This is a genomic window from Lysinibacillus sp. Ag94, assembly GCF_023242215.1.
GTDB lineage: Bacteria > Bacillota > Bacilli > Bacillales_A > Planococcaceae > Lysinibacillus.
Map to the genome: position 1 here is coordinate 2,399,478 of NZ_CP096780.1, position 14,692 is coordinate 2,414,169.

Consider the following 14,692-nt stretch of genomic DNA (forward strand, 5'->3'; position numbering starts at 1 on the left):
GATGGTGGAAATCTCAATGCACTGGACAATGCGGTGGGACAAGCTCTTTATGCTGATTTACAAAAAGCATTAGCAGGGAAATAGTAAGAGGTGAAAACTGTTGGAGTATGATAATTTAATTGAACGTTTATTAGTTGGAGTACCGCAAATTAAACCCTATTATGAAGAAGAAATCGTGTGGCTTGAGGAGGATTTACCACACGTCATCTTTGGTATGCATAATCAAGTCACTTGTGGAACAGAAAGAAAATAAGTAATCTCTATAGCTTCCTTGAAGAGATGGCTGCGGCTGATGAGAAAGTTCAAGAAGTGTTAGTTGTCTCGGTTCTTGAAACTTTAATAGCAGAAAGGGATAGAGGGATATTATCGATTTCGCTAAGTCTTTTATGGGCAAATTAATAAAGGAACTGTGTGAGACAACAGAAAATACATACGGATTTTAATGTTTTAGACCTTGAGGGTTCTTTTCCCCAAGGTCTTTCTTTCACTCCCACGCAGTGCCGAATGAACCGGCTGGCTAAGATAAATAGTACTTAACGCTCGCTATCTCTGTATAAGATATTCTCAAACCCCCTATACGCCTTCAGCAGTAGGAGTAAATCCAAGACTGGATCCATAACGCGTCAAAGAACATTTACGGCGACTTAGATTTCAACGAAATATTAATGAAATAGAAAATGACCAGGCTCTGCTATTAATGTTGAGCCTGGTCATCTATTTCAAGAATCATTGTATTATCGTCGAACCTAGATAAAAGTAAGTACTTGTTTTATAAACTCGTAACCAAAATAACCACTAAATCCGAATAGTACTATTGCGGCAGATATAGATACCCATTTAATAAAGGTTGGATTTAGAAAACGTCTAGTAAAATGAACAAAGCTTAATAAGACCATATCATGCATAAAGATACCTAATAAAATACCTACAGCTATTAATGTAAATGTAGATATACTTGCATTACCTAATGAAGAAACTAGAATCGGACCAAAGACCCCTATCCAAAATACAATATTAGCAGGTGATATAGCAATCATAAAACCAGATAAATAAGCTGTTAATAAAGATCTATTAGGATCTTCACCCTCTATGTTCACTTCTGACTTTGCTTCTTTAACACTTTGTATTCCAATAAACATTAAAAACACAAAACCTAGTAGCCACATAACTGCCTGTACCCATGGATTGGTTAATACACTAGAGAACCCTAGATAAATCAGGACTATTAAAGATAAATCTACAGTCATTCCTCCGATACCTACAAACCAACCATATACGAAACCATTTCTCATTCCTTGTTTAGTCATTTGAACAGTCATAGCACCTGCAGGTATTGCTAAAGATAAACCTAACAAAATATAGGTAAAAAGTGTTGCAATCATAAAAAATTCTCCCATTTTAGTCAATTAATATTCTTTTCATTAAATTGTGCATGAAAAGGACACTTACCTTTTATCGATACATTATCTTCTGTTATTACATATTGTTTCCATTCTCTTTTATCTGGAGTATCATCTCCATCTAAATACACTAGCTTCTACTGCTTCAAAACCGTCAGCTAATAATAATAGAATCTTTTTCATACCGCAAATCGCCTCCTAATGTCCTTATTTTATACATATATAGAAGGCTGATAAATAAGTTTAATAAGGATATTTAATTGTTTAGATTTATTATATAAAGAATTTAGGGTATTCTATTTTATAAAAAAAGGTTGATTAATTTATGGATCAAATTGATAAAAAAATCGTGGGATTATTACAGTTAAATGAAAAAATTTCAATGAAGGAATTAGAAGAAGCTGAGCGAGTAGGGAAATTATTATTGAAGGTTACCATGCACATGTTTCTCTAAAAAAATAAACCGTCCAATTTCTGCACTAATATTGTTTACATCAAAGGATTATTACTTTAAAATACAATAACTTAATAACTAAATTATCTGATTAACAAAAGTGATAAAAATTTCATTAAAAAGGATTGAAGTAGTATGGAATTACGGCATTTAGAGTATTTTTTAATGGTTAGTAAAGAACTACATTTTACAAAAGCAGCTGAAAAATTAAGAATCTCACAACCCACTTTAAGCCATCAAATTAAGACGCTTGAAAAGGAAATAGGATATTCACTATTTAACCGTGTTGGCAAGAAAATTGAACTTACTAAGGTAGGTGAAATTGTCCAACAAGAAGCATTGAACATTCAAAGTTCTATTCAAAGTATATCTTCTCAAATTGCAGCTTTTTCGAAAGTAGAAGTCGGGGAATTGAAGATTGCAGTGTTGCCAGGGGAAATAACGGATTTGGTATCTACTTTGTGTATTCAATTTAACCAGCTATACCCGAACATTAAAGTGTCCATTGAAACAACAGACCAAGTAGAACAGGCCATTCTCGAGAATCGAGCTGATTTTGGTATAGGTTTTCAACTTAATCAAAATGAACTGTTGCAAGTAACGAAGTTGTATGATGAAGAATTTTATCTAATTAGTAATCAAAGTAGTGAAGATCAAAAAGTATCATTTTCTTCTGTTTTAGATGGCCCTCTTATTTTATTTCCTAGTATGCATCAATGTAGAAAAGTACTTAATAAGACCAGCGATGAAATTGGTAAGCCATTAGAGCCTATAGTTGAAACGTCTAGTATTAAATCTATCTTAGATTTAGTTCGAAGTGGTGCTGGTCGTAGTGTTATCTCGCGTACATTATACGAATTTTATGATACAGAGGATTTATTTTTCCAACAAATTGAAAAACCATCCTTGACAAGGGCAGTTTATCTCATGTTTAAAAAGAACTGTTTTATTAATTATGCAGCACGTGAATATATAAAGTTACTAGTACGTGAAATCGAAAAGCTTCATTTTCACATAGAGAAAGATGACATTAATTCTTTGTATGATTTTGTATTATAGTTTTTATCTATCATTATTATAGAAATGATGTAATAGACGAACAGTGGAGTCCTCTTTACAATGTAGACAAGACAGCTCATGAAGATGAGAAGTAGACATTGTAAGGGGGTTTTTTTGGCAACAATGTCTATGAATATCATGTCAAAAATTTGTAAAGTTAAAAACAAGGTATAAAACTACTATGAGGTGATTGTTAATGGAAAAAGATTTAAGTCAATTCATTAGAAATAAAGAATTTTTAGATAAAATTGTTTCGGCTGAGGAAGCAGCTTCTTGGATTGAAGACGGGATGAATCTTGGAATGAGTGGGTTTACACTTTTCGGTGAACCAAAAGAGTTTCCACTTGCACTTTCTAAACGTGGCGAGAAAGAAGATTTCAAAATCAACCTATATACTGGAGCTTCATTAGGACCAACTGCTGACCAATCAATGGCGGAAGCTGACATCATTAATTTACGTGTTCCTTACCAAGCTAACCCTGTAATGCGTAAGAAAATCAATGCAGGTGAGATATACTATATTGACCAGCATGTATCACATACAGCAGAAGAAGTAAGAAAAGGGGCATTAGGAAACATTGATTATGCAATAATCGAAGCAGCTGCCATCACTGAAGAAGGTTATATTATTCCAACTGGTTCTGTAGGGAATTCACCCATCTTTGTGGAGAAAGCTGATAACGTTATCATTGAACTTAACACTACTGCGCCTAAAGGGTACGAAGGTCTGCATGATATCTTTGTACCGAAAAATCAAGGTGAACGTAGAGAGATTCCACTGTACAAAGTTTCAGATCGAATTGGAGAAATTGGAATCAAAGTTAATCCAGATAAAGTAAAAGGGATAGTTTTATCAGAACAGCCTGATATTCCTTCACCGTTATTTGAGCCAAATGAAGAAACACAGCAAATTGCAAATAACTTATTAGAATTTTTAGCTGGTGAAGTAGAAGCAGGAAAATTAACAGAATCATTAGCTCCATTACAGTCTGGGGTAGGGTCTGTTGCTAACGCAGTTCTAAATGGTATGAAACATTCTCAGTTTAAAGATATCGAAGTTTTTTCTGAAGTATTACAAGATGGTATCTTCGACTTGATCGATGCTGGTGTAGTTAAATTTGCAGCTGGTACTTCGTTCTCACTTTCTAAGAAGCGTGTTGATTCACTAGCTGAAGATTTAGAAAAATACAAAGGGAAAGTTTTGTTCAGACCTCAGGAAATTTCTAATCATCCAGAAATTATTCGTCGTTTAGGCGTTATTTCGTTTAACACTGCAATTGAAGTAGATATTTACGGAAACGTAAATTCAACTCACGTTAGCGGAACAAAAGTAATGAATGGAATTGGTGGATCTGGTGACTTTGCACGTAATGCTAGAATTACAATGTTTGTAACGTCTTCTCTAGCAAAAGATGGCGCTATCTCAACAATCGTTCCTTTCGTGTCGCATATTGACCATACAGAGCATGATGTAGATGTAATTGTGACAGAGCAAGGATATGCTGATCTTCGTGGACTTCCACCGGTGAAGAGAGCAGAAAAGCTTATCGAAATCGCACATCCTAAGTATAGACCACAATTACGTGCTTACTTTGAAGAAGCAAAAGAAAAAGTGGGCGGTCATACACCACACATTCTTGAAAAAGCTTTCTCTTTCCATACAAACTTAAAAGAAAAAGGTACGATGTTAATTGAGAAAGAAAAGATAAAAAATAATTAATGAGACTAAAAAAGGGTGCATATATAATATGTAGCCCTTTTTTATTTTTTCTTTCTGAAGTCTAAATTAAAATATTTTTTAAGTACTACATTATAGTTTTTATCTATTATTATTATAGAAATGATGTGATAGACGCATGATAAAATTCTCTTTACAATGGAGACAAGTTCATAAAGATAAGAACTATCAAATTGTAAAGGGGTTTTTTATAATGTTTCAAGAAATAGCAGGCATTAAAATTCCAGATTCTCAATTGGCGAAAGATGCAGTAGATATTTTACGTGAGCATGGAAATGACTTGTTGTGGAATCATTCAAATCGTGTGTTTTTATTTGGTGCAGTCAACGGACAAAATGCAAAAAAGAATTATGATTTAGAGTTGCTGTATGTTAGTGCATTATTCCATGATTTAGGCTTAACAGAAAAATTTAGTAGTCCAGATTTACGATTTGAAGTGGACGGTGCAAATGCAGCAAGAAGCTTCTTACAGCAGTATCAAATTCCAGATGAATCGATTCGTCTAGTATGGGATGCAATCGCATTACACACTACACCTGGCATTGCAGAACATAAAGAGACTGAAGTAGGATTACTCTTTTCAGGTGTTGGCTTAGATGTGATGGGGGATGGATTTGAACAATTCCCTGCGCACTTACGTGAAGAAATTATAAAAGCCTTCCCTCGTAACAATTTCAAAAAAGAAATTATTCCAGCGTTTTATGGGGGCTTTAAGCATAAGCCAGAAACTACTTTTGGTAATATGAAAGAAGATATTGTTCAACATTTTAGACCAGAATATAAAAATAAGAATTTCTGTCATTGTATCTTACATTCACCATGGTCAGAATAAGAAACCGCAATGACAGCGTAACAGGGTAGAAGGTTTAAACATTTGTACAGGGTTATTCTTTGAATTCTTAAACGTTTAAATCCGTATTTTTCTGACCAATAGAGGAATAAGGGTAATTTAGGATGATTATCGTTGTTCAACAATCAGACGCTTTCCTGGAAACATGGAAAGCGTCTTTTTAGATTATTTAATATCCTCACTAGATAAATATAGATTTTTATTTGCCTAAATGGAAACAAAAATTGAAAAGGAGAGTTATTATATCAATTTAAAAATTACCAATTCAATTTCCAAATAGCAAAAAAACACAGTTTGTGAATGGCGTAACACTAACAGACATCGTTAAAGCAATCAGTCCAAGACTAGCGAAAAAGCCGTTGCGGGAAGTATAAATTGAAGTTATATATATTGTTAAAGCTAATTGTTCATAAATAATTCTGACAAAAAGATGAAAACCGAATTATATTACACTCAACAACCTTAAATATACGCATTTAAGGAGTGGGAATGCTATTCACTCATCGGCTGAACACTTCATGTATCTTGTAAAATACGAATATTATAGTTAAAGTTATCTAACATAAATCATTCTGGCAGTTTTACCGAGCGATGTTTTTGTTTTAAAGATCCCAACAGTTTTTGGATAAATCGACGTACTTAGGTCAGTCTTGATGATCTGTTAAAAGGGGAAGAAGAGTTGTGAATCGTATTCATAACTAGTGACTGTATTAACTGAGTAATTTTTTTCATCTCGATATACAAAACAAGTTCATCATGGCAGCATTAAAAGGGACAGGTGAAAGTTTACCGGCTTCCTCAACATCGGATCAAATCAGTAATCGTAGCATGTCGAATATGCTGTACTGAAATGGGCATAAAAGCATCTCCTCTAAACAATTTAGTGACTACAAAATATATGAACCTAGCGTTAAAACTGAAAAATTACAAGCCATCCAAAACAGTTTTGGGATTCAGTTCAACTTTGTTCAAAACGAGATTGATTTTTAGCAGTAAAATCAATTAAAGTATAGCTTTTTTGATCAATTTTTTTATTAAACTAACAAAAATACTTGCAACACCTTTCATAGTACTGTACAGTACTAATTATGACAAAAGGAAAATTAATGAATCAAAAACGTGTGATTGAAGTAGCTGCAACATTATTTTTAGAAAAAGGGTTTGCTTATACAAGCATGGATGAATTAGTTCGTGTAAGCAAAGTTTCAAAGTCTAATGTGTATTATCACTTCTCTAATAAGGAAGAATTGTTGGAAGGGGTCGTTGATTATTGGATTGAAATGTATCAATCTGCAATTGATGGCTTACTATCTCAAAACCAATTATTAGTTGAAGATCGTATCCAACTGTTTTTAAAGCAAATATCACAAGGAGTTCAGACGAGAGAATATAAGGGGAGCTGTCCATTTATTACGCTTTATATTCAAAGCCCTACAAATGCCACAAAAGTAAAAGAAAAAATAGGTCTTTTTTTTGCAGGATTACAAACGAAAGTTTCTCTATTACTTAAACAAGGGATAGAGAATGGTGAATTTAGAAAGACAATTAATATTGACGAGGTTGCATCTCTTTTTATTACAAATCTTGAAGGAGCGCTATTTATTTCAGAAACACTGGAGGATGCAACTGTAATCTTGAAAACAGCAGATCATTTGTTTAACTTGCTTCGATAAAAGAAGCATTTTTTTTACATCAAATTAGTACTGAATAGTACTACAAGGAGGATTTTTATGAGAACAGTATTTTTAACTGGTGGAACAGGTTTTATTGGAAAGCAATTAGTGAAGGAATTAGCCAAAGAGCATGTTACAATTCTTCTATTAGTGAGATCGAAAAGTAAAGCAACACGCATTTATCAAGAAAGAGGTATCTTAAAAGAGACAGATATGCACTTTATTGAAGGTGATTTAACGAAAATAGACTTAGGTCTAAGTGCTGAAGATAAGGAGTTGGTATTGAAAACGGATGTGATTATTCACGCAGGAGGCCCCATGGATATTCAAGCGACTAGCAAAGAGGCAGCTTCTGTATTTTTGAATGGTGCCCAACATATTAGTGAATTCGCTAAAAATATTCACCAATTGAAGGGATTGCAACAATTTATTCATGTTGTAGGCTATATGAGTCCCTTTGATGATAAAAATAGCAAGATTGCGATAGATGTGTTTAAAGAAGGAAACAATTTTTTGAAAATAAAAAATCCCTATGAGAGAACAAAGTTTTTAGCAGATCTTTATATCCGTCAGCAGGCATCAACAGTAGGTTATCCGCTTTCAGTAATTAATCCACCAACTGTAGTTGGTAGTAGTAAAACAGGGAGTACGGAGCAAACAGGAAACTTAGGCTTACTTGTGATGAGTATGCGAAAAGGGCTCTTGCCAGTGATCCCTGGAGGTAAGAAATATAGATTACCACTTATTGAAAACGATGAACTAGCAAAGTTTATTGTGCAGGTTTTCAGATTGGAGCAACCAACTATACAAACATATACACTTGTTGAAGATAAACAACATGATCAGAATATTTCAGAATTATTAGATGCTACGTCAGAAAGTATGAATATAACTGCACCTAAAATTTCTGCCCCATTGCCATTTATGAAAGCACTTATGAATAGTGGCGTAAGCAAAATAACCCAAATTCCTGCTGATGGGCTGAACTTTATTACAAAACGAACATTTTCAAATGGTTCCGTGAAAAAAATTATGGGAGAAGATTGGTTTAAGGAGATAAATGTAATGAAATTTTTCCCAGCCGTAATAGCTGATCTGGATTATCGCATGATGTATCAAAATGGCCAGCAAAGTCATTTATTTAAACGAACATTATGTAATAATACGACCATTTATCAAACACAAGGAGAGGGTAAACCGTTTATTCTATTACATGGTTTATTAAGTGATGGAGAGGATTTATTTCCTTTAGGAAAAGAGCTTCATGAAAAAACGGGTCGACCTGTATGGATCATGGACCTTCCAGGTTTGGGACGTTCTCCTTTTAAACGAGAGAAAAATCTTTTAAATATCTATTTGAATGTATTAAAAAAGTTATTGGAGAAAGCTACTAACGGTGCCCATCTAATTGGCCATTCATTTGGTGCGTATATTCTTTTGGAAGCATTAGTACAAAAGTACATAGATAAGAAGTATACAATTACGTTACTTCAGCCACCTGTTGCTAAAAAAAATGCTAAATCGATAAATGTTCCTCAATTTATGAACAAATGGACATTGAAATTGGCAACTACTAATTTGATAGAGCGTTATTTATTAAGTAATGGTTTATTTGAAAGTAAGGAGAACATCCCTGAACATTATATTGAAAAAATAAGTAACAGTTTTACTTCTCCTAGAATTTTAAATACTACGGTTCAGCTTAACAGTTTACTATTAAAAAAGGATCAAGGTGATTTCAATGAAGTAACAAAGTATAATCTTCGCATTATTTGGGGGGATTATGACAGAGGCTATTCTGCTCCTTCGCATCTTGGTAAGGTTGATTTTGTTCCATATGGTCATCATTTTCCTCTTAACCATCCGAGTGAAACGGCTAATTTGGTAATAAAAAATAGTAGTACTAGCAGATAAGAGTATGGGATAAATAAAAAGATGGTAGTAAGATCATTGTGTCTTTAAAATAAAGTCGTACTGTTTGAAAAAAAGATTGTCTACATGAACGCTGAATATATATACTTAAGAATCTAAACAGCTAATCAATTACAGCGTACATATCAGTATTGAAATTATCCGACGAGGATGAAGTGGATTTCTATGAAGATTTTCGTTATTACTGTGTGAACATATCTGGAACGCTAAGTTATGTTTTAGAAGATATGACAAATCAAATTCCATAAGGACAAATTGACATGCTTTATAAGTCTTTTTTTGAATACTATAATCAATATGGATTTCTTGAAGACCGGATTGCAAACTATAATCATTTCTTTCAGGAATATAAAACCTTTGAGCAAGCAAGAAAATTATTATTACAGCTGCTGTCAAATAACCATTATCCATTAAAACGACAGAATCTTTACACAAAAATAAATCTGACTTTTGAGAAATGAACTTGAAATTTATACAACAAAATTCAATAAAATGAGTTGCATAGACAGCCCTTTTTTTCTTTATTGAACTAAACCAGCTAATCGAAGGTTAATCGTTATTCAATTAAAGAGCGCGATTATGGAACAAGGAAAAGCGTCTTTTTTACGAAAAAAAAGATTGAATCGAATGTCTTCTTTTGAAATAATTGGTACTAATCAATATATTGATTAATGGAATAAGATTCGTTAGCAAAAGAATTTTTAAAATATAGGAGGGTCGCCCATGGATAAAAATGAATTAATCTCACTATTCCACAAAGAACTTCGACAAGAAGCTCAAGTAAAAGGTTACATAAGAGAGGAAACAGAACATGTCGTGCGTCACATTTCACAGTTTGGTGAAAAAGGGTTCATTGTCTCATCTAATGTAAACGAAGGTGATGTAAGAGAAATTATTAAGAACGAGTTAAACTATTTTAGTAACCTTGAGCAGGATTTTGAGTGGAAGGTGTATAACTACGACAAGCCTGCTAGTTTGAAAGATATTCTTGAACAAGAAGGATTCACAATAGATGACCCTGAAGCACTAATGGTCATGAAGTTAGATGAACAGCACCACTTGCTTAATAATGACCGACACTTCAATTTAAAGGAAATAACAGATGAACAAGGAATTCAAGACATTATTGTTCTAGAAGATGCCATCTGGAATGTACCGCATGCTGAGCTGGGTGAAAGACTTTGGAGAGATAAACAAAATAATCCTGAATCCCTATACCTTTATGGAATTTATGAAGATGGTCAGCTTGTAAGTGCAGCTTGGATGTATTTAGAAGAAAACTCCTCCTTCGCCAGCTTATGGGGAGGTTCAACACTACCGTTGTTCCGAGGAAAAGGTTATTATACAGCACTTTTAGCTACTCGTGCAAAAAAGGCATATGAAAATGGGCATCCTTTCCTTACTGTTGACGCCAGTTCAATGAGTAGGCCTATCCTAGAAAAGAGTGGTTTTCTATGTCTTGCATATTCTTATGGCTGCCAGTCACCTTCTACCAAGTAGTAGAGCCGCCTCTTATTAAAAAACTAGCTAATAGAAGCTCATGTGTTATTCCGTTAAAGGGTGCGATTGTGGAATAAGCGTTTCTTTTCTTATTCAACTCCCATGAAAATAAAATCTCTGGCACTAAAAAAATCCATGCTAAAAAACGCGACCTTTATATTGAAAAAATGGTAGCGCCTAAAATAAAGATCTGGTTTAGTTTGTATTAGGAAGCAACCGTTTCAGTGATGGTCACTTCGTAACTCAAACTTTCAAGTCTCCGAACAGAATATCGAATAATAGATTGTTCTTTTTGTTTATCAAAGTAGTCTTCGCCCAAGTCTTTTATCTGCTGCATCTCCGCAAAGAGTAACAACTAGTGTTGTGGGGGTTTCCTCTCTAAGAGAGATGAACTTAGCTTGTTGTTACAGAATCACGATTCAAGTTCATAAGAAAATATATATTGAGATTCTAAAACGGGAATACTTGAAGAGTCGAACATACAAATTTGTATGTTCGACTCTTTTTTTAAATGGATAACTTTTTTTATATTGTTGAATTGATTGAGAAAAGATTACTAAAGGATTGAAAGAAGCGACAAGTAATAAATTTGATACTCTGAATTTTTAAAAAGTATTTAAAAAAGGTGTTGATTATGATCTTGCAAAATCTAATAAAAGACAAAAGTGAAGCAGCCTAGGTTCATTTAATTAAATTTAAACAAGTGTTATTGAACACTTTAAGGAAAAAAATAAAAAGGGTCACTTGGGATAGGAGTGACCCTAAGTAACAAAATTCGGAGGTGTAAGGCTAAAATAGCTTTACTTTACTATCAATATGCGGTGATAGCGTAGTTTGTATAGTTCATAGCCTGAGAAATAGATTTAAAAATAAAAATGCTCTGATATGATTCATAATTAACTTACCAAAATTTAAAGAATGACTTATTTTAATTTTTTATAAATTTAATCCAAATCTCTTTAATTCAATGAAAATACCTTCCAATTGTTTTCCTTTGTCTGTTAACGTATATTCCACACGAGGGGGAACCTCCGGGAATACCTTTTTATTCAATATCCCATGATCTTCTAGTGTCTTAAGACGGAGTGAAAGTGTTTTCGGGCTAATTCCATTCATTGATTTCAATAGGTCACTGAATCGCATTGTTCCTTCTATAAGCAGATCGCGAATAATTAAAAAAGTCCATTTTGTCCCAATCACGTCGAGCGTTTTAGCAATGGGGCAAGTCTCACCTGGTGCTCCTTTGGTTAATATTACTGGCTCAATAACACTCATATGAAACATCCTCCCGAAAAATTTTTTTGTTTAATTCACCTTATCATATCACAATAGTATACTTTCAGAAACTTTATGAAATAAATATCACTACTTCCGTAAATGAAGTTACTATATTTATAATATCGTTGTACTTATAATTTCATCCCTTATTGAGGAGGTGACTAAAATTATTGCAAGAAATCAACGAAACAAACTACCGTTTGCTCTCATTGCTATATAAATCAATGCTTTTGCTATTGATACATCATCATGAGTATTCTTCCGGATGAAGCAAACGATTTGAATTTTACCTTAAGTGCAGTAGGGTTATCAACTACACGCTAGGCAGTTTTTTTAGAAATCATATAATTAAAGGAGCTAGATAAAGATGAAAAATATACTTATAATTAACGGTCATCAGAAGTATAGTTCAGCAGAGGGGAATTTAAACCAAACATTGATGAACAAAATGGTCAGTTTTTTAAGTGAAAAAAACAATGTAAAAACAACAATTATTCAAAAAGGATATAAAATCGAAGAAGAACAACAAAAATTTATATGGGCTGATATTGTCATTTACCAAACACCTATCTATTGGTTCAGTGTCCCGGGCTTATTGAAGTCGTATATGGATGAAGTATATGCTTATGGTTTATTTTTTAGGGGTGCTGATCAGTATGGAAAAGGCGGGTTGTTGACTGAAAAGAAATATATGTTTTCGACTACCTGGAATGCTCCTGAAAAAGCATTTAACGATCCAAGTCAATTTTTTGAAGGGAGCAGCCTAGAAGATGCATTAAGTCATTTACATCGAATACAGAAATTTCTCGGAATGAAACCTTTAAAGAGTTTCTCTTGTTATGATGTAGTCAAAAATCCGAAAGTTGAAAAGTTTGTATCCGAACTTGATTTACATCTGCAAGAGATATTGAATTTTTAATCTATTAAGTAAACGTATAAGGGGAGAAAAACATGTTAAAAGATAAAAAAGTTGTAATTATCGGTGGAAGTTCTGGGATTGGTTTGGAATCAGCTAAACAGCTAATAGCTCATGGGGCAGAAGTAATCATTGCCAGCCGTTCCGAAGATAAATTACGGAATGCAAAAGAGCAACTAGGAGATAGAGCAACGGCTTATACTCTAGATACAACGCAAGAACAGCAAGTCCAGTCTTTCTTTGAAAAGATCGGCCAGTTCGATCATCTTGTGGTAAGCGCGGCAGAAACATCCGGCGAGTCATTCCTCCAAACGGATACAGCCCAAGCCCGAAAACTATTTGAAAACAAATTCTGGGGACAATATTATACAGCGAAATACGGTGCTTCGAAAATTTTACCAAACGGTTCAATCACTTTGTTCTCCGGGGTTGTAGCCTACAAGTCTATGGTTGGCTCAGCAATTCTAGGGGCAGTCAATGCGGCTATTTCGAATCTAGGCCAGACTTTGGCTTTAGAACTTGCTCCGATCCGAGTAAACATCGTTTCACCTGGAATAATTGATACACCTTCCCGCAGCAAAATGCCAGAAGAAGCACGTAATAACTTCTATAATGCAGTTGAAAACAAACTCCCTGTAAAACGAATAGGAAGAGCTGAAGATGTTGCACAAAGCGTACTATACTTGCTACAAAATAGTTTCGTGACTGGAACCGTTCTTCATGTAGAAGGCGGTCACATTTTAACTTAAGCCAGCAGATAAGGAAAATATATCCACTAAACAAGAAAAAACGCTATTCTTTTTGTAGAACTATACGAAAGGATGGTGTTTTTTTAATCTTCCCAGCTCCATTGGGCTTAAAAGGCACTCTAACACGTTTTCCTTATTTTGTTGTAACATCCGTTATGCAGTGTAAAGCGGGTAGGCGAGAGGCCTGCCTTTTTCAATACATCTTTAAAGATGACATGTAACCCACGCGGATCTAATGCTTTACTATTTTTATTAAGGAAAACTGGTTCTGTTGGATAAATTTGATATGATCTTAAAGAAGCTTTATAAGATGCCAGAAGCGGCATTAAGTGTGGATGAAGGGGCAATATACGTTCTTTTTTCCCTTTTCCTTCTATTCGAATTGTTTCACTTACCAAATCAACTTGTTCCCAGGTCAATGAAACGAGCTCAGAACGCCTCAGACCTGTTGTTGCTAACAATTTCAACATTATCTCATTCCGCATCGAAAAACGTGATTGGGCGCGTTCTAAATAGTCAAATAGCTGTTTTAGATCCGTTAATGTCATATAGACAGGAAGTTTATCATTGGTCTTTGGCGATTCAATCCCGCGCGTAAAATCATTTAGCAAGGTATTGTTCCTTTAAACAATATTTTGTGAATGATTTTATTGAAGAAATTTTTCGGTTCACCGAACGAGGTTTTTGTTTTAATGATCCTAATAAATATTGGATAAAGCGACGTACTTGGGTCTTGGTGATCTCATTTAAACAGGTTGAACAGCCATGATCCGATAAAAAGGTCAAGAAGAGTTGTAAATCGTATTCATAACTAGTGACTGTATTAACTGGATATACAAAACAAATTCATCAATGGCTGCATTCTGTACAAAATCATCCCATTATCGTAAAAAAGGAGAGTTATCGTTCACATGAAAATTATTAGGAACTTAAGAATTACAAGTCGAAAAGTACAGATATTATGGGTAGTTGACGTATCTAAGCCCTCCTCCTCGCCAAAAAAATTAGTTTACATAATATAAATTATAGGAAGTTGTATATCAATGAAAAGTATACTAATAACATTGAGACAAAACAGCTAAAAAAATGTAAACTGGTATTTCTTTAAGTGCTTGCAAAAAATCTAAATCCGTTTGTACTATG

Annotated in this window: 14 protein-coding genes and 1 pseudogene; 11 read left to right on the top strand and 4 right to left on the bottom strand. The window is 33.9% G+C overall.

The annotated features are described in order from the left end of the window. The first annotated feature begins 100 nt into the window (after positions 1–100). The gene (locus MY533_RS11080) at positions 101–253 is read left to right on the top strand and encodes a hypothetical protein (RefSeq protein WP_248715977.1); all 153 of its coding nucleotides are present in this window, start codon (positions 101–103) and stop codon (positions 251–253) included. A 493-nt stretch (positions 254–746) separates the two neighbouring features. Here the strand turns inward: MY533_RS11080 and MY533_RS11085 are convergent, their stop codons facing one another. Then, the gene (locus MY533_RS11085) at positions 747–1,382 is read right to left on the bottom strand and encodes a LysE family translocator (RefSeq protein ID WP_248715978.1); all 636 of its coding nucleotides are present in this window, start codon (positions 1,380–1,382) and stop codon (positions 747–749) included. 343 nt (positions 1,383–1,725) lie between these two features. Between MY533_RS11085 and MY533_RS11095 the strand changes: the two are divergent. From MY533_RS11095 to MY533_RS11125, 8 genes and pseudogenes are all read left to right on the top strand, one after another. Then, positions 1,726–1,903: pseudogene (locus MY533_RS11095) on the top strand (AsnC family transcriptional regulator); the annotation flags it as partial. 86 nt (positions 1,904–1,989) lie between these two features. Continuing rightward, complete coding sequence (locus tag MY533_RS11100; RefSeq protein WP_248715979.1) at positions 1,990–2,913, top strand: LysR family transcriptional regulator; 924 nt, start codon at positions 1,990–1,992, stop codon at positions 2,911–2,913. Between the two features lie 196 nt (positions 2,914–3,109). Further along, a complete protein-coding gene (locus MY533_RS11105) occupies positions 3,110–4,633 on the top strand; it encodes a succinyl-CoA:acetate CoA-transferase ScpC (RefSeq protein ID WP_248715980.1) in 1,524 nt (507 codons plus the stop codon). Positions 4,634–4,844: 211 nt separating this feature from the next. Continuing rightward, complete coding sequence (locus tag MY533_RS11110; protein WP_248715981.1) at positions 4,845–5,483, top strand: HD domain-containing protein; 639 nt, start codon at positions 4,845–4,847, stop codon at positions 5,481–5,483. Positions 5,484–6,607: 1,124 nt separating this feature from the next. Next, positions 6,608–7,174 carry a TetR/AcrR family transcriptional regulator gene (locus tag MY533_RS11115; protein WP_248715982.1) on the top strand — a complete coding sequence of 189 codons (567 nt, stop codon included), beginning with the start codon at positions 6,608–6,610 and terminating at the stop codon, positions 7,172–7,174. Between the two features lie 57 nt (positions 7,175–7,231). Then, a complete protein-coding gene (locus MY533_RS11120) occupies positions 7,232–9,088 on the top strand; it encodes an alpha/beta fold hydrolase (RefSeq protein ID WP_248715983.1) in 1,857 nt (618 codons plus the stop codon). 278 nt (positions 9,089–9,366) lie between these two features. Then, positions 9,367–9,567 (top strand): YxiJ family protein, encoded by a 201-nt coding sequence (locus MY533_RS22300; RefSeq protein ID WP_371873242.1) that lies wholly within the window; start codon positions 9,367–9,369, stop codon positions 9,565–9,567. Positions 9,568–9,829: 262 nt separating this feature from the next. Further along, entirely contained in the window at positions 9,830–10,606 is a 777-nt protein-coding gene (locus MY533_RS11125) for a GNAT family N-acetyltransferase (protein WP_132362220.1), read from the top strand. A 936-nt stretch (positions 10,607–11,542) separates the two neighbouring features. Here MY533_RS11125 and MY533_RS11130 read toward each other — a convergent pair. Then, the gene (locus tag MY533_RS11130; protein ID WP_132362202.1) at positions 11,543–11,881 is read right to left on the bottom strand and encodes a winged helix-turn-helix transcriptional regulator; all 339 of its coding nucleotides are present in this window, start codon (positions 11,879–11,881) and stop codon (positions 11,543–11,545) included. A 370-nt stretch (positions 11,882–12,251) separates the two neighbouring features. Here MY533_RS11130 and MY533_RS11135 point away from each other — a divergent pair, with 370 nt between their 5' ends. Next, positions 12,252–12,803 (top strand): NAD(P)H-dependent oxidoreductase, encoded by a 552-nt coding sequence (locus MY533_RS11135; RefSeq protein WP_248715984.1) that lies wholly within the window; start codon positions 12,252–12,254, stop codon positions 12,801–12,803. A gap of 32 nt (positions 12,804–12,835) precedes the next feature. Then, positions 12,836–13,549, top strand: coding sequence for an SDR family oxidoreductase (locus MY533_RS11140; protein WP_248715985.1), 714 nt, complete (start codon positions 12,836–12,838; stop codon positions 13,547–13,549). Positions 13,550–13,668: 119 nt separating this feature from the next. Here MY533_RS11140 and MY533_RS11145 read toward each other — a convergent pair whose 3' ends face one another. Together MY533_RS11145 and MY533_RS11150 are read right to left on the bottom strand one after the other, a co-directional pair. After that, positions 13,669–14,160: a tyrosine-type recombinase/integrase gene (locus MY533_RS11145; protein ID WP_248715986.1), complete on the bottom strand. Its 492-nt coding sequence runs from the start codon at positions 14,158–14,160 to the stop codon at positions 13,669–13,671. After that, on the bottom strand, positions 14,150–14,335 hold the full coding sequence (locus MY533_RS11150) for a site-specific integrase (RefSeq protein ID WP_248715987.1): 186 nt from the start codon (positions 14,333–14,335) through the stop codon (positions 14,150–14,152). Before MY533_RS11150 ends, MY533_RS11145 begins: the two co-directional genes overlap by 11 nt. Positions 14,336–14,692 lie beyond the last annotated feature (357 nt).